Annotated in this window: 22 protein-coding genes; 1 reads left to right on the top strand and 21 read right to left on the bottom strand. The window is 39.3% G+C overall.

What is annotated here, in order from left to right:
- Nucleotides 1-6: 6 nt before the first annotated feature.
- The 13 genes from ACYQY7_RS10270 to metG form a co-directional block, all read right to left on the bottom strand.
- Nucleotides 7-957, bottom strand: coding sequence for a ribose-phosphate diphosphokinase (locus ACYQY7_RS10270; RefSeq protein WP_035021116.1), 951 nt, complete (start codon nucleotides 955-957; stop codon nucleotides 7-9).
- A gap of 17 nt (nucleotides 958-974) precedes the next feature.
- Complete coding sequence (glmU, locus tag ACYQY7_RS10265; protein WP_461201938.1) at nucleotides 975-2,351, bottom strand: bifunctional UDP-N-acetylglucosamine diphosphorylase/glucosamine-1-phosphate N-acetyltransferase GlmU; 1,377 nt, start codon at nucleotides 2,349-2,351, stop codon at nucleotides 975-977.
- A gap of 184 nt (nucleotides 2,352-2,535) precedes the next feature.
- The gene (spoVG, locus tag ACYQY7_RS10260) at nucleotides 2,536-2,826 is read right to left on the bottom strand and encodes a septation regulator SpoVG (RefSeq protein WP_003398210.1); all 291 of its coding nucleotides are present in this window, start codon (nucleotides 2,824-2,826) and stop codon (nucleotides 2,536-2,538) included.
- 88 nt (nucleotides 2,827-2,914) lie between these two features.
- Entirely contained in the window at nucleotides 2,915-3,295 is a 381-nt protein-coding gene (locus ACYQY7_RS10255) for a RidA family protein (RefSeq protein WP_032101709.1), read from the bottom strand.
- A gap of 33 nt (nucleotides 3,296-3,328) precedes the next feature.
- Entirely contained in the window at nucleotides 3,329-4,153 is an 825-nt protein-coding gene (gene purR, locus ACYQY7_RS10250; RefSeq protein ID WP_461201937.1) for a pur operon repressor, read from the bottom strand.
- 12 nt (nucleotides 4,154-4,165) lie between these two features.
- Nucleotides 4,166-5,032 carry a 4-(cytidine 5'-diphospho)-2-C-methyl-D-erythritol kinase gene (ispE, locus tag ACYQY7_RS10245; protein WP_461201936.1) on the bottom strand — a complete coding sequence of 289 codons (867 nt, stop codon included), beginning with the start codon at nucleotides 5,030-5,032 and terminating at the stop codon, nucleotides 4,166-4,168.
- Nucleotides 5,033-5,159: 127 nt separating this feature from the next.
- Nucleotides 5,160-5,429 (bottom strand): biofilm formation stimulator Veg, encoded by a 270-nt coding sequence (gene veg / locus ACYQY7_RS10240; protein ID WP_004888526.1) that lies wholly within the window; start codon nucleotides 5,427-5,429, stop codon nucleotides 5,160-5,162.
- Between the two features lie 202 nt (nucleotides 5,430-5,631).
- Nucleotides 5,632-6,510 carry a sporulation peptidase YabG gene (yabG, locus tag ACYQY7_RS10235; protein WP_461201935.1) on the bottom strand — a complete coding sequence of 293 codons (879 nt, stop codon included), beginning with the start codon at nucleotides 6,508-6,510 and terminating at the stop codon, nucleotides 5,632-5,634.
- Between the two features lie 74 nt (nucleotides 6,511-6,584).
- On the bottom strand, nucleotides 6,585-7,472 hold the full coding sequence (gene rsmA, locus ACYQY7_RS10230) for a 16S rRNA (adenine(1518)-N(6)/adenine(1519)-N(6))-dimethyltransferase RsmA (RefSeq protein WP_461201934.1): 888 nt from the start codon (nucleotides 7,470-7,472) through the stop codon (nucleotides 6,585-6,587).
- A complete protein-coding gene (gene rnmV, locus ACYQY7_RS10225) occupies nucleotides 7,465-8,037 on the bottom strand; it encodes a ribonuclease M5 (protein ID WP_461201933.1) in 573 nt (190 codons plus the stop codon). The genes rsmA and rnmV overlap by 8 nt, the downstream gene beginning before the upstream one ends.
- A 61-nt stretch (nucleotides 8,038-8,098) precedes the next feature.
- Nucleotides 8,099-9,292: a ubiquitin-like domain-containing protein gene (locus ACYQY7_RS10220; RefSeq protein ID WP_461201932.1), complete on the bottom strand. Its 1,194-nt coding sequence runs from the start codon at nucleotides 9,290-9,292 to the stop codon at nucleotides 8,099-8,101.
- Nucleotides 9,293-9,496: 204 nt separating this feature from the next.
- On the bottom strand, nucleotides 9,497-10,264 hold the full coding sequence (locus ACYQY7_RS10215; RefSeq protein WP_461201931.1) for a TatD family hydrolase: 768 nt from the start codon (nucleotides 10,262-10,264) through the stop codon (nucleotides 9,497-9,499).
- Nucleotides 10,265-10,381: 117 nt separating this feature from the next.
- A complete protein-coding gene (metG, locus tag ACYQY7_RS10210) occupies nucleotides 10,382-12,319 on the bottom strand; it encodes a methionine--tRNA ligase (RefSeq protein WP_461201930.1) in 1,938 nt (645 codons plus the stop codon).
- 493 nt (nucleotides 12,320-12,812) lie between these two features.
- On the opposite strand from metG, the gene ACYQY7_RS10205 reads away from it, so the two are divergent.
- Entirely contained in the window at nucleotides 12,813-13,097 is a 285-nt protein-coding gene (locus tag ACYQY7_RS10205) for an AbrB/MazE/SpoVT family DNA-binding domain-containing protein (protein ID WP_003398198.1), read from the top strand.
- A gap of 33 nt (nucleotides 13,098-13,130) precedes the next feature.
- Here the strand turns inward: ACYQY7_RS10205 and rsmI are convergent, their stop codons facing one another.
- The 8 genes from rsmI to ACYQY7_RS10165 all read right to left on the bottom strand — a co-directional run bounded on the left by rsmI (nucleotide 13,131) and on the right by ACYQY7_RS10165 (nucleotide 19,304).
- Nucleotides 13,131-13,997 carry a 16S rRNA (cytidine(1402)-2'-O)-methyltransferase gene (rsmI, locus tag ACYQY7_RS10200; RefSeq protein ID WP_461201929.1) on the bottom strand — a complete coding sequence of 289 codons (867 nt, stop codon included), beginning with the start codon at nucleotides 13,995-13,997 and terminating at the stop codon, nucleotides 13,131-13,133.
- Nucleotides 13,998-14,003: 6 nt separating this feature from the next.
- Nucleotides 14,004-14,738, bottom strand: coding sequence for a tRNA1(Val) (adenine(37)-N6)-methyltransferase (locus ACYQY7_RS10195; protein ID WP_461201928.1), 735 nt, complete (start codon nucleotides 14,736-14,738; stop codon nucleotides 14,004-14,006).
- Between the two features lie 54 nt (nucleotides 14,739-14,792).
- Entirely contained in the window at nucleotides 14,793-15,140 is a 348-nt protein-coding gene (gene yabA / locus ACYQY7_RS10190; protein WP_021095962.1) for a DNA replication initiation control protein YabA, read from the bottom strand.
- 15 nt (nucleotides 15,141-15,155) lie between these two features.
- Complete coding sequence (locus tag ACYQY7_RS10185) at nucleotides 15,156-15,983, bottom strand: PSP1 domain-containing protein (RefSeq protein ID WP_032101721.1); 828 nt, start codon at nucleotides 15,981-15,983, stop codon at nucleotides 15,156-15,158.
- On the bottom strand, nucleotides 15,976-16,974 hold the full coding sequence (gene holB / locus ACYQY7_RS10180) for a DNA polymerase III subunit delta' (protein ID WP_461201927.1): 999 nt from the start codon (nucleotides 16,972-16,974) through the stop codon (nucleotides 15,976-15,978). Before holB ends, ACYQY7_RS10185 begins: the two co-directional genes overlap by 8 nt.
- 10 nt (nucleotides 16,975-16,984) lie before the next feature.
- The gene (tmk, locus tag ACYQY7_RS10175) at nucleotides 16,985-17,614 is read right to left on the bottom strand and encodes a dTMP kinase (protein WP_461201926.1); all 630 of its coding nucleotides are present in this window, start codon (nucleotides 17,612-17,614) and stop codon (nucleotides 16,985-16,987) included.
- A 1-nt stretch (nucleotide 17,615) separates the two neighbouring features.
- The gene (locus tag ACYQY7_RS10170; protein ID WP_461201925.1) at nucleotides 17,616-19,040 is read right to left on the bottom strand and encodes an aminotransferase class I/II-fold pyridoxal phosphate-dependent enzyme; all 1,425 of its coding nucleotides are present in this window, start codon (nucleotides 19,038-19,040) and stop codon (nucleotides 17,616-17,618) included.
- An 81-nt stretch (nucleotides 19,041-19,121) separates the two neighbouring features.
- On the bottom strand, nucleotides 19,122-19,304 hold the full coding sequence (locus tag ACYQY7_RS10165) for a sigma factor G inhibitor Gin (RefSeq protein ID WP_435622343.1): 183 nt from the start codon (nucleotides 19,302-19,304) through the stop codon (nucleotides 19,122-19,124).
- Nucleotides 19,305-19,487 lie beyond the last annotated feature (183 nt).

The raw sequence follows: 19,487 nt of genomic DNA, 5'->3' as shown, positions 1-19,487 counted from the left end.
ACATCATTAATCGAACAACGCGCTAATCGATTGTTCTTCGTGTACGCGAATAATTGCTTCACCGATAAGAGGAGCAACAGATAGCTCAACAATTTTATTCGTTTTCTTTTCTTCAGGAATAGCAATTGTATTCGTGACAACAAGCTCTTTAATTTTCGAGTTTTGGATTCGTTCAATTGCTGGACCTGATAAAACTGGGTGCGTACAACATGCATACACTTCTTTTGCCCCATGCTCAGCTAATGCATTTGCTGCTAAAGTAATTGTACCAGCCGTATCAATAATATCGTCCACTAAAATCGTCGTTTTTCCTTGTACATTCCCAATAATGTTCATCACTTCTGCTACATTTGGTTTTGGACGACGCTTGTCAATAATGGCAATCGGTGCTTTTAAACGATCTGCCATTTTTCGTGCACGCGTTACGCCACCATGGTCTGGGGAAACAATAACGATATCATCAAGCTGCTTTTCTTTAAAGTAATCTGCTAAAATCGGAACTCCCATTAAATGATCGATTGGAATATCAAAAAATCCTTGAATTTGCGGCGCGTGCAAATCAAGCGTAATGACGCGAGACGCACCAGCTGTTTCTAATAAATTAGCAACTAATTTTGCCGTAATCGGCTCACGAGAACGCGCTTTGCGATCTTGACGAGCATATCCGTAGTACGGCATAACAATGTTTATTGTTTTAGCAGATGCCCGCTTTAACGCATCTATCATAATAAGTAACTCCATTAAATGCTCATTTACAGGAGCGCTTGTTGATTGAATAACATAAACATCGCATCCCCGAATACTTTCCTCGATATTAATTTGAATTTCCCCATCACTAAAACGAGAAACGGAGCACTTTCCTAATTCAACACCAATCACTTTCGCAATTTCTTGAGCTAAAATCGGATTCGAATTTAACGAAAATAACTTTAAATTAGAATTCAAATACTGAGACATGGGTCAATAAACCTCCATTAGGATTTTTTCTTCGCTTGTAGACGTTCAACATAATTTTCTTTATTTGTTTGTCGAGCACGAGCGATGGCTAAAGCTTGGCTAGGTACATCATCAGTAATCGTTGAGCCAGCCGCTACATACGCTCCACTTCCCACAACAACAGGAGCGATTAAGTTCGAGTTACAACCGATAAACGCGCCATCTTCAATTTTTGTCACATATTTATTCATACCGTCATAATTTACTGTAATGGTGCCACAGCCAATATTGACGTCCGCACCTACCTCGGCATCCCCAATATAGCTTAAATGCGATGCTTTACTTCCATTTCCAAACGTCGCTTTTTTAATTTCAACGAAGTTTCCAATTCTTACATCATCGCCAATTTTAGATAGCGGACGAATATGAGCAAATGGGCCGATCGTTACTTCTGAGCCTACTTCACTATCATGTACAACCGAATGACGAATCGATGTGTTATTACCAATACGACTATTTTTAATTTCACTATTCGGTCCGATCATGCAGTTTTCACCGATCACCGTATGCCCCTCAAGCCATGTCCCTGGATAAATGATTGTATCCTGTCCAATGCTTACACTAGGTGCTATATACGTATGCTCCGGATCGATGATTGTCACACCATTTGCCATATGTTTGCGATGAATGCGTGCACGCATAATTTTTTCTGCTTGCGCAAGCGCAATGCGGTCATTTACACCTAACGTTTCTTCAAACATCGGTGTTTCATATGCTGAAATGATTTCGCCTTGTTTTTTCAAAATTTCGATCACATCTGGTAAGTAATATTCTCCTTGTGCATTGTCATTTGATACTTTCGTAAGCGCTTCAAATAATGCACGATTATCGAAACAATACGTCCCTGTATTAATTTCCTGAATCTTTCGTTCTTCTTCTGTTGCGTCTTTATGTTCTACAATTTTTTCAACATGTCCATCTTTATTACGGACGATGCGACCATATCCTGTTGGATCTTCTGCAAGGGCGGTTAAAATCGTTGCTTTCGCTTTCGTTTGCAAATGATGATGTAAAAGCGCTTCCATCGTTTCTGAGGTGATCAATGGCGTATCCCCGCAAACAACGAGAGTTACACCATCTTTATCAGCTAAATGAGGTGCTGCTTGCATTACGGCATGCGCCGTCCCAAGCTGTTGTTCTTGAATGACGTATTCACTTTGACTGCCAAGCTGCTCTTTCACTCGTTCTGCTCCAAAACCAACAACGGTAATTAGTCGATCTACATGCAATGTAGAAATTGCATCTACTACATGTTGTACCATCGGCTTGCCACAGACAGGGTGCAACACTTTATACAGCTTTGAACGCATACGCGTCCCCTGTCCAGCCGCTAAAATGATCGCATATCGTTTCATCGTAAGGCCTCCATACCTCTCTTTATCCATATTGAATATATATCAATTATGTATGTATTTCAAGGAAACATTGTCATCTGCCAAAAAAATTCATCATTTTCATCATATGTTCTTTATGAATAGAATAAACATGATCTCCCATATAAAAAGGACCCTTTTTAAGCGAAAGGGTCCTTTCTTATGATTACGAAGCACCTGCTTCTTCAAGCTCTTTTTCCAACTCACCAGCACGGTGATATTCAGCTAAAACAGCCTCTTGGATTTTCCCGCGGGTTGTTGAGTTAATTGGATGAGCGATGTCACGGAATTCCCCGTCAGGAGTACGCTTGCTTGGCATAGCGACAAACAAGCCGTTATTGCCTTCAATCACACGGATATCATGAACGACGAATTCATGATCCAACGTAATCGAGGCAATCGCTCTCATACGTCCTTCGGTATTCACGCGGCGTAATCTCACGTCAGTTACTTCCATTCTGTTCACCACCTTTTCCCTATATAAGAACTTAAGTGAATTTATTCCACACTGTTTTTTATTTTCCTGCTAACATAAAAAAAATTTTTTACGATTGTTTGACAAGTGCAACCACTTCAATTTCAATTAACGCATCTTTTGGTAAGCGCGCAACTTCAACAGCAGAACGCGCTGGTTTATGATTGCAAAAATATTGTCCATATACTTCATTCATCGCCGCAAAATCGTTCATGTCTTTTAAAAACACCGTTGTTTTCACAACCGTTTCTAAAGACGCTCCTGCCGCTTCAAGCACTGCTTGTAAATTTTTGAACACTTGATGCGTTTGTGCTTGAATATCTCCTTGTACCATCTCTCCTTCTGGTGTTAAAGCAATTTGACCAGAGCTGTAAAACATGTTGTTAACAATAATGCCTTGTGAGTATGGTCCGATCGCTTGTGGAGCTTGATTTGTGTGTACAACTTTCATGTCTATTCCTCCTGTATGTAAAAATCGTTTTATTTATTTGACAAAATGAAAGTAGTTTCCTTCTTCTACTGTAATTTGTTTTTCTTTTACATTAACAGATGTGAGTTTCACAAGGGAAACATATTCATCGACAAGTCGTTCTTCTGCTTCTTCCGACTCGACAAGCACACCAATGCCAACAACATTAGTGCGAAATTCTGCAAGCAAACTAATCATGCCATTAATCGTTCCGCCCGCTTTCATAAAGTCATCTACAATTAAGACATTGGCTCCTTCTTTTAAACTTCGCTTCGATAACACCATCGTTTGAATACGTTTCGATGAACCAGATACGTAATTGATACTGACCATTGATCCTTCCGTCACTTTACTGTCGCGACGAATAATGACGACAGGTACGTTTAAAAAGCTCGCAACAGCATAGGCTAGAGGAATCCCTTTTGTTGCAACTGTCACAACAAAATCAATTTGTTCATGCGCAAACGCAGAAGCATATAAGCGTCCAATTTGGTTAACGATGCGCGTATCGCCAAGTAGATCAGTCATATATAAATAACCTCCCGGCAATAAACGATCAGGATCTGCCAGTCGTGTACATAATTGTTGAATAAATTGTTTCGCTTCTGCTTCTGACATTTTCGGTACGTATTGTACTCCCCCTGCTGCCCCAGGAAGCGTGCGCAACAAACCGATCCCTTGCTGTTCAAACGTCTGCTTAATAATAGCCAAATCTTCGCTAATTGACGATTTCGCTGATCCGTATCGTTCCGCAAAAAAAGTAAGCGGGACGAGCTGATGTGGGTGGTAAAGCAAATAATGCGTCATATCTACAAGCCGACTACTCCGCCTTAATTTCATGTAATAACCTCCTTATTGTTCGTGTCTTTCTCCAATTAATCGAACAGCATATACGTGTTCACAAAAACCGCGCAAACCGTTATATACTCGTTGTAAACGCGAATCATGTTGAACAAGACCAAACACAGTCGGTCCACTTCCACTCATTAATGATACATCTGCACCAAAACGTTTCATTTGTTCTTTAATTTGCGCTACTTCAGGATGCATGTTTAATGTAACACTTTCTAACACGTTCCCCGCAAGCGCACAAATTCTTTCATAATTTTTCTCTTTAATCGCCTCAACCATGCCATCTACATCTGGATGATGAACGGATTGTAATTGTAAATTTCGGTATACATCTGCTGTTGATACACCGATTGTTGGTTTTGCTAAAATGACCCAACATGTTGGGGGAGCCGGAATATGCTCAATTTTTTCTCCTCGTCCTCTCGCAACCGCTGTCCCCCCGTATACACAAAACGGAACATCTGATCCGATCTCCGCTCCAATTTCTGCAAGTTCGTCTAAACTTAAACCTAGCCCCCAAAGTTTATTTAGTCCGCGCAACGTTGCCGCTGCATCGCTACTTCCACCTGCAAGACCTGCCGCAACAGGAATATGTTTCGTGATGGAAATCGCCACACCACGGCGAACATCTAGCTTTTCTTTTAGTAATTTCGCTGCTTGGTACGCCAAATTTCGTTCATCATCCGGTACAAAACGATTGTGAGAGATGACTTGAATCTTATCACTATACAAATCCGTTAACTCTACACGGTCAGCTAAATCAATCGTCGTCATCACCATATTTACTTCATGGTAACCGTCTGAACGCTTATGTAACACATCGAGAGATAAATTAATTTTCGCTGGTGCTTTCACTAACAACCTCAAACTGTTCACCTACTTTTCCGACTTCAAACTCCTATCGACATTTTACCACAAAAAATAGTGAACAAATACGTGCCTTTTCCATACACATAAAAAAAGAGACCACCGCTATTGGTCGCCTCCTTAACCGTCATGAATGTGAGCTACTCATCGCTACTTGTTCATCATCTAAAAATGTCAGCTGTACCGTTTCCGTCAACACGTCTGCATAGCTATATGATACACGTTCAAAAGCGTTTTCTTCTTGATCCAGTTCAACAACAAATACGGACGGATATGTTTGGGCTAACACGCCGCAACGCTCGATTGTCTTTCGACGCCCACCGTTCGCTTTTAACGTCAATCTTTTACCGAGATTCGAATCCAACACTTTTTTAATTTCCGACAATGTTTTTCCCATCGTACCCACCTCACTATTAAGTAGTATAACAAACGAAATTGAATAAGTCAAAAAATAAGAATTATATCAACAAAGAATATTTTATGTCAATACTTTTGTCTTTATTATGAGCAATAATAAAAAAATTATGTACAAAAAGTGTTAAAAAAACAAAATGACATTCTTGTCTTTTTACCACGATGGCAAAAAGACAAGAAGTATGTTATGTTGGCTCATCTATCGTCCGAAACGGCATTCCGGTTCGCAACACTCCTCGCGTTTCAACACCGCCCAGTCCTTTCTCCCCCGTTAATGTATTTCGTAGCACATCCCATACGTTGACACGATCCATAAAAGGAGTAAAACTAATGCGTGAAACGATATATACAGGGTCAAGTGCATGAATATTGACACGCGCAGGGGAGCTTGCAAAGTTAGCACCTGCTCGAATAAGCGATTCAAAATGAGATTGACACGCTCCAGCGAAAATCACAAGTTGATCGAGATTCGGGATTTTTTTTCGGGCCTGCTTCACCGTCTGTACGAAATATTTCGAATGACGATACGCTTTTAAATCATCAATCGCTCCTTTTGATTTTGAATACGCATCATGCCCAGTCACAACTAAAATATCAGGACGAACTTGTTCGAGTAGTGGAATAATGCGATCAGGCATGTCTGTCTCGTGACAATGGACGCCATATACCGGAACTCCAATTCGCTCATACAACTGCATACATTTTCGTAAATAAAGCGGATCACCGTCTATATGAAGCACTCGTCCTGGAAGTTGAAAAAAATCCATTTTTACTTCGTATCCACCTGTCGCTTCATATTCGCTTTTTTCCCGCAACAAACGATAATCTTGACGCAACAATTTATAGCATTGCTCAATATGTTGCTTTTCTTCTTCTTTCCGTCTCTTTTTTTCACGTTCATCAATGACAACTAAATCGGAAAAAGGAGCATCGGCTATGAGTCGAACATCTTCTCCATATAAGATCGCTTCTTTTTCTCCCTCTTTTTCTCTAATATCAATAACCCGAAACAAAACATCACATTCATACGATTTCCGTGCAACAATATCCCCAACTTGAATCATACACGTCCGCCCTTTCGTTTGTTTTGTTTGTAACATATGCAATGACAGGATAGAACGTGTAAAAAAAAGAGGCATCATGCCTCTTGATAAAAAATGTGATATAGTTGTTCGCTTAATGTAGCAAATTCAGCAATGTTGAGCGTCTCTCCTCTGCGTTTTGGATCAATACGAGCATTTTGAAGCGCTTTTTCAATGTCCACTTTTTTCTCCTTGCCGTTTGGCAATTGGTTCATTAAATTATTTAAAATCGTTTTCCGCCGTTGTCCAAAACTCGCACGAACGACCGTAAAGAAAAAATCTTCATTTGTAACAGAGACAGCCGGTTGTTTACGCTTCAATAACCGAATGACTGCAGAGTCCACATTCGGTTTCGGCATAAATACAGTTCTTGGCACATACATCACTGTTTCAGCGTGCGTATAATATTGCACAGCAATCGTCAAGGAACCGTAATCTTTCGTTCCTGGTTTTGCCGCCATGCGCTCGGCTACCTCTTTTTGCAACATAACGACCATACCGCGAATAGGAAGACGATCAGTCAACAGTTTCATAATAATTGGTGTCGTGACGTAATATGGCAAATTGGCAACAACCATAATATCGTCAACATCCATAAATTGTTCTGCAATAACTTGTTGTATATCTGCTTTTAAAACATCTTGATGAATAATGGACACATTCGGATACGGGGAAAGCGTATCAGCTAAAATGGGAAGAAGCCGTTGATCAATTTCAAATGCGACTACTTTTTTTGTTCGTCGCGCCAATTGCTCTGTAAGCGCACCGATTCCCGGCCCAATTTCAATGACACCTGTTCGTTCAGAAAGCTCGGCAAAATCAACGATACGATGTAAAATACTTGGCTCAATCAAAAAATTTTGTCCAAGACTTTTTTTGAACGAAAATCCATATTTCTCTAAAATTTCTTTTGTACGAGTCGGTGTAGCAATGTCTTTATACATGTTGTTCCTCCTGCATGACTTGCTTCATCGCTGCTATAAATTGTTCTTTTGAAATTTGAAACATTTGTAACCGTTTATGCAGCTGTTTTCCATTTGTATATCCAATTTTTAATAATTGACCTAACCGCTCGCGGCGAGCGCGTGCTAATGGACCACCAATTAATCCTGCATCGACAAGCTGTTGGAAAGAAATTTCTTCTTTCGTATCAATCATTTCCTCATACACGCTTAATAGTGCTGTCCGGATCGCCTCAACAGAAGCATGCTCAACACCGAGACCTTTACCGTGTTTCCCTCGCGCTTCTTCACGCGTTAAAAATGCATGTTTGCATCCTGGGACACGTTCAGCAATTGTTTTCCGAATTTTTTCACCCGGATAATCAGGATCCGTAAAAATAATCACTCCGCGCTGTTGTTGTGCTAAACGGATACGTTCGATCGTTTCATCATTAATGGCTGCTCCATTCGTTTCAATCGTATCAGCATCCACCGCACGACGAATCGCTACTGTATCATCGCGCCCTTCGACAACGATAATTTCCTTAATTTTCATAAAATCCTCCATCTTTCAATTGTTCTTCACCCATTATAACGAAAAAAACAGAGGATCGTGAAATCCTCTGTAGTTATTTTATAATTTTTATTTTCACACGTTTCGTCCCCCAACGATATGCTGTCGATTTATCGGGGAAAAACACGTCAATTTTATATCCTTTTACATTGGCACCTGTATCTGCTGCAACAGCGTATCCGTATCCTTCTACGTATACTTTCGTTCCAAGCGGAATGACCCGTGGATCAACCGCAATCACCTTCGCGTTTGGATTTGAACGCAAATTGACACCTGTTGCCGTTGTGCCAGAACATCCACCACAATATGCTGTATAAGCTGTAGCGATCACATAGAGCTCTTCAGCTACTTCACCGCTTCCACGGGAAGCTAATATTCTCGGAGCTTGTTTCGTTCCAATGGCAACAATACGATTTTTGCTCGGCTTAATTGTCTCTGTTTTAATAAGCTTGCGCGATACTTCTTTGCCGTTTTCTAAAATGACTTCATATTGCTTAGCGACAAGCCCTTTTTCTCCCTCGCTAAGTACTTTTTGTTTACCTTTTTCTAATTGTGCATCTTTCTTCTTCACAACGATATAATTGACTGGTTCTTCCACTACATCGGTGACTTTTTCAACTCGAACAATGTTTATTTTTGTGTTTGGTTGAATCACTTCATTCAATTTTGGTTGAACGCGATCCATCTCCCGCAATGTAATATGTTGTTTAGCTAAAAAGTCAGCGACCGTAGTCGAAGTAGACCAAACTTGTTGCTGTTTGCCGCCGTCATTTAATGTAATTGGAAATGCTTTGCTTATCACAATTTTCATGTTTTCTTGCACTTTTTCATCAACGTTCGGTGATACTTGATCGTAATCACGAAGCTGGATTTGCTGAACATGTAACACATCTTTCACCGTTTTAGCTGTCGTTCTTAATTTTTTTTCTACCCCATCAACGACTAATACAATCGGTTTGCTTGCTTCCCACTTGACTGTTAAATGATCAACAATTTTTGCTTGTGGGGAGGGAGAGATCAAATCTTCTTGTTTCAGCTCAATGTTTTGTTCTTTTAATAGTTCAGCGACTGTATTCGCATGCGTGCGTACTTTCTGTTCCTTTCCGTTTGTATATAACGTGACTGTTTCTTTTGTCCATTCATAACTCGCATATCCCGTCATGCTACATAAAGCCAAAAATCCTCCTGTAGCTAGCACAATCTTTTTCTTTGATGCCGATTGCAATAATGTTTTCACATACGTAATCAAAATAAAAACGCCTCCTTTTCCGATAGATAACCGCGACGATCCTCCCTTTCTATGAAGCTTATTATCTATTATTCAAAATATTATTTCATAAGGGAAGAAAGACTTGTCGACAAGCTTATTGTATGCTTGTGAAAAAAGATGTAGAACGACCGAGTTTCATCTTTTCTTTAGACAAGTCTTCCTAGAAATCGACACGTTTCTCTATCAAATAATGCCGAATAATCGCTTGGCGTTGTCGGACGTTTTTTGAGCAACTTCTTCAAAAGATAACCCTTTTAATTCGGCAATCGCTTCGGCAACATACTTCACGTAACCCGGTTCGTTTCGTTTCCCCCGAAACGGATGCGGTGTTAAATACGGACAGTCCGTTTCAATGAGTAACCGATCAAGCGGAATTTCTTTTGCTACTTCTTTCGGTTTTTTTGCATTTTTAAACGTAACAGGACCGCCAAACGAAATATAAAAATTCATATCCATACATTGACGAGCCACTTCTATACTTCCGCTAAAACAGTGCATCACGCCTCCAACTTCCTCAGCGTGCTCTTCTCGTAAAATATCAACAATATCAGCTGTCGCATCGCGATTATGTATAATAATCGGTAACTTTACTTTTTTCGCTAAACGAATCTGTTTTCGAAATACTTCTTTTTGTACCTCTTTCGGTGATTGATCCCAATAATAGTCCAGTCCCATTTCACCAAGCGCGACGACTTTTGGATGTGATGCTAAACGCTCAATCATAATGAGATCTTCATCCGTCATATGAATTGCATCAACAGGATGCCATCCGACAGCTGCATAAATAAAGGAATATTGCCCAGCTAACTCCATTGCGCGATCAATTGTTGGACGATCAAAGCCGACAACGACAATATGTGACACACCTTCTGCACGTGCTCGTTCAATGACTTGTTCTACATCTTCGTCAAATTGTGTCGCATTTAAATGTGCATGTGTATCAAATAACATATAACCCCTCTTTTCTTCCGATGTTCAGTTTACCACACAATCTCGTTACATAAATCACAGCTATATAACAATTACATTACAAAATAGAAACAAAGAGGTGTTTTTTGCAACACCTCTTTACTTCACTTTTGCTCCATTTGGAAGCGATTCATCAACCGTCGCCAATGATAATACACCATTTTTTTCCCCAGCTAAAATCATGCCTTCCGATAATTCTCCGCGCAGTTTCACAGGCTTTAAGTTCGTGACACAAATCACTTTTTTTCCGATTAAATCTTCTGGTTTGTAATATTTCGCAATACCTGATACAACTTGACGCTTCTCATATCCTAAATCAAGTTGCAGTTTAAGTAAGCGATCTGCTTTTGGAATCGGCTCAGCGTGAACAACTTGTGCAACACGCAAATCAACTTTCATAAAATCGTCAATTGTAATTTCTTCGCTTTGTTCTTGTTTTTCTTCTGTATTTGCTACTGTCCCTTTCATTTGTGCTTGAATGTATTGCACTTCCTCTTGAACGTCTAAACGCGGAAACAGTGGTGTGCCTTTTGTAACCGTTCGCTCCTGTTGTGAAGCACCAAACGTTTGTAAACTATCCCAACTCATCAGCTGTTCATCTTGAATACCAAGTTGGGCAAACATCTGTTTTGGCGTTGCCGTTAAAAACGGCTGCAATAAAACAGCTACATAGCGAAGAGATTCTGCTAAATGTGACATAACAGAAGCTAGCTGTTTATGTGCAGCTTCGTCTTTCGCTAATACCCACGGTTGTGTTTCATCAATATATTTGTTCGTGCGACTAATGAGCTGCCAAACAGCTGTTAGAGCCTGGGAAAATTGCATTTGCTCCATTGCTTCCTCATACTGTTTTACTGTATCATATGCCGTTTTCACAAGCTGTTCGTCAAATGACATGTGCGTGCCGCTATATACAGGAATACGACCGGCAAAATATTTTTCGATCATCGCTACGGTCCGATTTAACAAGTTCCCTAAATCGTTCGCTAAATCGTAGTTAATGCGTTCGACAAAACCTTCTGGTGTAAACACACCATCTGAGCCAAACGGAACTTCACGGAGCAAATAATAACGCAATGCATCTAAACCGTATCGATCAATTAACGTAACGGGATCAACGACATTTCCTTTCGATTTCGACATTTTTCCGTCTTTCATAAGCAACCAACCGTGGGCGAACACTTTTTTCGGAAGCGGAAGATCTAAAGCCATTAACATAATCGGCCAATAAATTGTATGGAAGCGAACAATTTCCTTTCCAACAAGGTGAACATCAGCCGGCCAATACGTTCTATATTTTTCGTCATTTTCCGTCCCATATCCTAATGCAGTAATATAGTTTGACAACGCATCAATCCATACATAAATAACATGCTTCGGATCTCCTGGAACAGGAATGCCCCAATCAAACGTGGTCCGTGACACAGCTAAGTCCTCTAAGCCCGGCTTAATAAAGTTATTAATCATTTCATTTTTCCGCGATTCTGGCTGAATAAATTGTGGGTTTTCTTCATAAAACGCTAATAAACGATCGACATATTTGCTCATGCGGAAAAAGTACGATTGTTCTTTTACTTTTTCTACAGAACGCCCGCAGTCTGGACAATTCCCTTCAACTAATTGTCGCTCGGTGTAAAACGATTCACATGGGGTACAATACCATCCCTCATATTCATCTAAATAAATATCCCCTTGTTCTAAAAGGCGAGCAAAAATTTTTTCAACAACTTGTTTATGACGTTGTTCCGTCGTACGAATAAAATCGTCATAAGAAATATCAAGCTTTTTCCACAGTTCCTTAATCCCTGCAACAATTTCGTCGACATACTGTTGTGGGGTAACCCCTTTTTCTTCCGCCTTTCGCTGAATTTTTTGACCATGTTCATCCGTTCCTGTTAAATACATCACGTCGTAGCCACGCATCCGTTTATATCTCGCCATTGCATCACCAGCAACTGTCGTATAAGCATGACCGATATGTAATTTATCGCTCGGATAGTAAATAGGTGTAGTAATATAAAACGTCTTTTTCATCACTTTTACCCCTCCTTGTTGCACGTGTAGTAGAAACGCTCCCGCCCAAAGGACGAGAGCGATTATATGCTTGTATTCTTGATCAATACATCTATTCCTCTTATCTCACCAAAATATACATAAAAACAGAGAGCGCTGTCAACTATTCGATATGAAATTGTCGACAAATGTTATATTTATGTCGAATTTTGTCGAAAAAATAGTGATATTTTTGTCGAATTTATGTTGAATTTTGTCGAATAATCTTTATAATAATGTTTGTATCGTCTTGAAAAGTAGTTAAAAACTGTTTATGTATCTCTTGTCAAATCATTTGGATTTTGTCATCTCAACTTTATTTTGTCTAGTTTTATATGCAGCTACATGTAAATCATACATTTTTTTTTATTGTTGCATATAAAAGGATTGACGCTTAATGGAAAAGTTGTTATGATAAATCCATAGGAACTTTGTCGAATATTGACGAAAAAAGATGAAAAAGGAGAGGAGAAAAAATATGAAATCAACAGGTATTGTTCGTAAAGTCGATGAGTTAGGTCGTGTTGTTATTCCGATCGAATTGCGCCGCACGTTAGGCATTGCGGAGAAAGATGCGTTAGAAATTTATGTAGATGATGAGCGCATCATTTTGAAAAAATACAAGCCAAACATGACTTGCGTAGTTACTGGGGAAGTATCTGACGACAACTTCAAACTTGCAGACGGAAAAATTATTTTAAGCAAAGAAGGCGCAGAAGCGTTATTACAAGAAATTCAAAACCTTCTTCAACAATCAAAATAAAAAGTTTCTCTAGATTTTTCTAGAGAAACTTTTTTACTTATGGTACGCTTCATATACATCCCGTTTCGGCAATTGTCGATCTTTCGCTACTTGTTTAATGGCTTCTTTTGAAGTATATTGCTTCGCCTCCATGTAATAGTTGACATGTTCAATAATCGTTAAATCATTCCACCATACTGATTCTTCATCCGACATATGATTCCCTTCCACAAGAAGGCAAAACTCTCCTCGCGCTTCATGATGTTCTGCCCAATGCATTACTTCTTCAATCGTTCCGCGAATAAACTGTTCAAATTTTTTTGTTAATTCGCGCGCCACGACCATTTGTCGATTACCCAATATATGATACATCACTGCTAACGTTTCTTGAAGACGATGCGGTGCCTCATAAAAAATAAGCGTATCTTTTATATGTTTTAATTGTTCAAGCTCTTTCTTCTTTTCTTTTTTATGACGGGATAAAAATCCGTAAAAATAAAAATGAGTTGTCGGTAGTCCAGAAGCCGTTAGCGCTGTGATGGCTGCATTGGCTCCAGGAAGAGGCACAACTTTACATTGTGCTTGTAACGCCCCAACAACAAGTTCGTGACCTGGATCAGAAATGGTTGGCGTTCCTGCATCACTTACTAAAGCAACGTGTTTACCTTGCAAAAGAGAAGCAATAATATACTCCCCTCTCTCTTGTTTATTATGTTCATGGTAACTCACAAGCGGCGTATGAATGTCAAAATGACTGAGTAATTTTTTCGTTTGACGTGTATCTTCAGCTGCAATGAAATCGACCGTTCGTAACGTTTCAATTGCACGCAACGTCATGTCTTCTAAATTGCCGATTGGCGTCGGGACAATGTATAAAATCCCTTTTTCATCTTCTCCGATAAAACTTTTTTGTTCGTTCATATCGTCTCATTCCCCATATAAAATATGTTTTAACTCGCCCGTATACTCCCCATTTTGTTCATATACAACAAGAGGAGGTAATATTTTCAACCCTTTATTGCCGTCTTTCGTTCCTTCAATTAAAATGGTGTTTGCTTCTTTTCCTTCCTTTGGATAAACAAAACGTAAACGCTTCGGCTCTAAACGGTATTGCCTCATCAATGTCACGATATCTAATAACCGCTCTGGCCGATGGACAAAAGCAGCTTTTCCACCTTGTTTGAGCAATTGACTGCTTACGCGAATGACATCTTCTAACGTACAATAAATTTCATGGCGTGCAATCGCAAAATGTTCATTTTTATTCATTTCTTCTTCATTTGGTGTTGGAAAATAAGGAGGGTTACACGTCACGACGTCAAATTTGCTATGTCCAAGATAAGCCGGCATATCTTTAATGTCACCGTGAATGATTTCAATTTGCTCCTCTAATTTGTTGTATTGCATGCTTCGTTTCGCCATGTCATAAATCTTTTCTTGAATTTCCACCCCAATAATTTTTCCTTTTGTTCGTTTACTTAATAGCAATGGGATGACGCCATTCCCCGTACATAAATCCACTAAATTGCCTTTTTGAATCGGAACATACACAAAATTCGCTAACAATACAGCATCCAATGAAAAGGCAAAAACGGATGGGCTTTGAATAATTTTCATATCTTCTGCGAGTAAATAATCAAGCCGTTCATCTTCACGCAACATATTTCATCCCTCTTTCTACAACAAAATAGCCTTCCAGACCATTTGTCAGAAAGGCTATTTTTTATTTAAAAATGACAAACAAAACAAACAATCTCCATCGGTTCGCAAACTTCCGTAATGTACATTACAAATATGAAAACCTTCTTGATACAGGCGAGCTAAGTTATCATATCCTTCACCGATATCGACCAGCTTTTCTTTCGTTTGTTTTTTGCCTTGTTCGACTTTTCGCTCAGACAGCTGTTCAAGCCGTCTGCGCAAATGATCATTTTCAACTTGAAGGCGATGATTTTCTTCAATTAACTCTCCAAGATAACTTTTCAACTCACCTAGCTGTTTATATAAATGAGCGATTTGTTCCTCGATGCTTGTTACAGATTGGAAAATCTCTTTTTTATTCACGCGCCATCCACCCCATCACTCTGTGGCTTGAGTAGGAAGAACTTTTTCTTTTATTAATTCATCAATTGTATACTCGACCACCCGTTCTTTTTCAACTAACTCAACTTGTAGCACTCGTTCTAAAATGTTTAGTCCAACCACTTTCCCTAATCCAAGGGGAGTTTCAATCATTTCTCCTAAATCAGGTAGCTGTTCTTTCGCAGTCTCATATTCGTCGTTTTCATATTTTAAACAGCACATTAATCGACCGCATAATCCCGATATTTTTGTCGGATTTAACGATAAATTTTGATCTTTCGCCATTTTTATAGAAACAGGATCGAAGTCGCCCAAAAACGTCGAACAACAAAGCATACGCCCACAAGGACCGATACCACCTAACATTTTCGCTTCATCGCGAACACCAATTTGCCTTAACTCAATTCTTGTACGAAAAATAGCTGCCAAATCTTTGACAAGTTCACGAAAATCAACTCGTCCATCAGCAGTAAAATAAAAAATGATTTTATTGCGATCAAATGTATACTCAACATCGACAAGCTTCATCTCTAGTCCGTGTTCTTCTACTTTTTTCAAACAAATGTCGTACGCTTCTTCCGCTGCTTTTTTATTTTCTTCTACAACAAGTTTGTCTTTTTGATCGGCCAAACGAATAACTTTTTTTAACGGCAAAACAATATCTTTTTCATCGACTTGTTTTTTAGCTACAACAACTTTTCCGAATTCAATACCGCGAACCGTTTCAACAATAACATAGTCACCATTTGAGATCGGTAAATCCCCAGGGTCAAAGTAATAAATCTTTCCTGCTTTTTTAAAACGAACGCCTACGACTTCATACAAACGCAGATCCCTCCCGCAACTGCAATACTAACTGCTCCATTAAAAGCTGCGGATTCATATTCGTATGCAACCGCGCTTTTGCTTGTAAAATGACCTTCATATGTTGAGCAATTTGCTTTTCAGAATAAAGAAAACGCGAACGCCGAAATTCATTCATGCAATCACTATATGCAATGTGTTGTTCGTCTCCAAGTAATACATGTAATAAGTCTTTATATAAATATAATAATAAGTCTAACCCTATATTCATTTGCTCTTTATTTGTAAAATGAGTGAGCCAATGTTGTTGAATAACAAGCAATGCTTGTACATATTGCTTGTTTAATGCTTCATATAATTGTACCACTATTTTTCGTGCTTGTGCAAACCAATCATCTTGGCTCAGCTGAAGTGCTTCTTCCAAACTGTTCGTTACTCTTGCAGCCAATATAGCTAACTCTCGCGCTACACCTTGTTGTTGTAAATAAGCGTATATTCGCTCTGTTGGCAACGGATGAAAAGAAATCACTTGGCAACGTGAAACAATTGTCGGAAGTATGCGATGAAGCTGCTCTGTTAACAAAATCGCCACCGTTTTCGCCGACGGTTCCTCTAAAAATTTCAATAAACTATTGGCTGCTTGAACAGTCATTTGATCAGCATGTTCAATAATATATAATTTACGGCTCGATTCAACAGCCGTTTTTGTAAACTCCTCTTGCAACTGTTCAATTTGTTGTTTTTTGATGGAGTTTCCATCTGGGGAAACAAGATGAACATCTGGATGATTACCAGATTGAATGCGGCGACAATTGACACATGTTTCACAAGGCTCATCATATACATTTGCTAAACAAAAAAGACGTTTAGCAAATAAAAGAGCGGCTTCTTTTTTTCCTGTCCCTTTTTGTCCTTCAAATAAATAGGCATGAGCCACTCTTTCTTTTCTAATGCTGTTAACGATCATTTTTGCTACATGTGGTTGATTTGTTTCAAGCGTTTCCCAAGACATAACAACCCCCTCACTTTCTGATCAAAGGTTCAATCAGTGCCCATACGTCTTCAAACACTTTTGTTACCGATCGGGTAGCATCGACTTTTTTTATGCGGTTTGGAAAACGTTCCATTAGCATCATATACCCATCACGTACTCGTTCATGAAACGCTAGTTCCTCTAAATCAATTCGATTGACTTCACGTAATCCGTTTTCACGAATGCGCGCTAATCCAAGCGCTGGGTCAATATCGAAATAAATCGTTAATGTAGGCATCCAATTCTCAACGGCGAACGCATTAATAACTAATATCTCATCTATCCCTAAACCACGCGCTACACCTTGATAAGCTAGAGAGCTGTCAATAAAGCGATCACAAAGAACTATTTTCCCTTCTTTCAACGCAGGAATTACTTTTTCAACTAAATGTTGTCGTCTCGCTGCAGCATAAAGCAAAGCTTCTGTTCGAGCATCCATTCGTTCATTATGAGGATGTAAAATGATCGCACGAATTTGCTCAGCAATATCGATTCCTCCTGGCTCACGTGTTGCCACAACATCAACATGTTGTTCGGTTAAATAATCCTTTAACATGCGGACGATCGTTGTTTTCCCTGCCCCCTCGGGACCTTCAAATGAAAAAAATAAATAGTTCATATCATACCTCCTGGAACACTTCGATGTAATCGCCGTCTATATCTGTTTGAAAATAGGCATCCGTTTTCTTCAAATGTTGAATGAGCTCAATATGCTGCTTTGTTACAATTTCCCCGATAAGTAAAATAGGAATCCCGGGTGGATAAGGGACAACCATTTGAGCGCAAACATACCCAATTGCATCGTGAAGCAAAATTTTTTTTGTTTGGCGACCTTTCGTCCATTCGTAACTTACCGCATGGCAATGCTTCGGTAACTGGAATTGCACTTGTTCATTTTTCGGCTTGCTACGAATAGATTGCAACGCACGCTTTATACGATGTGCGATGGCTGGCAGCTGTTTCATTTTCGCAAGCGGATAGACAAGCAATACATTATACGGATCAGCCATCTCTGTAAATATTCCATTTATTTCTAATAACCGTTGTAACTCGTATCCTGAATGTGCGCTACGTGTTTGTAACGTAATCTTTAATAAGTCTGTTCGAATAAGCGGATGTCTTGATTCCGCAACATGAATCGCTTCAATCGTCCGCAATTCTTGTTTAAACAATTGAATTTCAGAGATTATTTCATCAATCGTTTCACGCGTTTGTCGTGCTACATAAGCGCGTGCCAAATCGAGTGAAGCCATAATTGGATAAGACGGGCTACTCGTTTGGAAAACTTGCAAAAAGTATCTCAACATACGTTCATCGATAAGTTCGCTATTAAAGTGTAGAAAAGCTCCCATTGTCATGGCTGGAAGTGTTTTATGGGCCGATTGTACAACAATGTCGGCTCCACACTCAACAGATGATTTTGGAAAAGGTTCTCCGAGCACAAAATGAGCACCATGTGCCTCATCAACTAAAACTGGTACTCGATAAGAATGTGCTAATTGAACGATTGTTGTTAAATCAATAGCCATACCGTAATAGTTTGGATTTGTTAAAATGAGTGCAGCAGCATCTGGGTGCTCGCGCAACGTATTATAGATTGTTTCAAACGATACAAAAGACATTACTTGAACATCTTCATCAAATTCTGGGGAAATAAAAATCGGCGTTGCCCCAACAAGATGTAGCGCATGCAAAATGGATTTATGACAATTGCGTTGTACAATGACTTTTTTATTTTTTTCACACGCGGCTGCAATCATAGCTAAATTACCAGCCGTAGAACCGTTAACTAAAAAAAATGTGCGTTTTACCCCATACAAATTTGCCGCTAACTGTTGCGCTTGTTCAATTGCTCCTGTTGGATGATGTAAATCATCTAAATGTGAAAGCTCAGTTACATCTAAATGCAACAATGGCTCAAAAGAAAAAAGAGCTTCTTCATAAAACACAGCCCCATATTTATGCCCTGGCACATGAAATGAAATAGGCTGTTTTGAGGCATGTTCGCATAAAAGCGTATATAAAGGTGTGTTTGTCTGATCCATCTTTATTCGCTTCCTCACTCATGTTGTTTTATACATTTATATTAAAATAAAACAGGCCCTAATCATAGTAGGGGCCTTGAGTTATGAATATATTTTATTCTCTCCTATTTTTTTTAACCGATCAACGTAAAATTTATATTTTTCATCATTTGTTTCCGTTTGAATGAGATCGTTATGACAATCCATACATATGAAATGATGAAAAACATAAATTCCATTTTTATTTTGCTCGTTACATATTATACAAGTTTTGCTATAAGACATCCGTTCCCCACCTCCCGCTAACAGTTTTCCCAGTTTCATATAACAATATACTTGAAAAACGATCATTTGGTGCAGGAGGGCAAAGATAAAAGACCAAGACAATTTAGTCTTGGTCTTTTATCTTTGCCCGGCAACGTCCTACTCTCGCAGGCGGTGTCCCGCCAACTACCATCGGCGCTGGAG

It is taken from the genome of Anoxybacillus sp. TBDG-1 (genome assembly GCF_054815885.1).
Note: the sequence above shows the minus strand (reverse complement) of the source record. Positions and strands in the feature narration are given on the sequence as shown.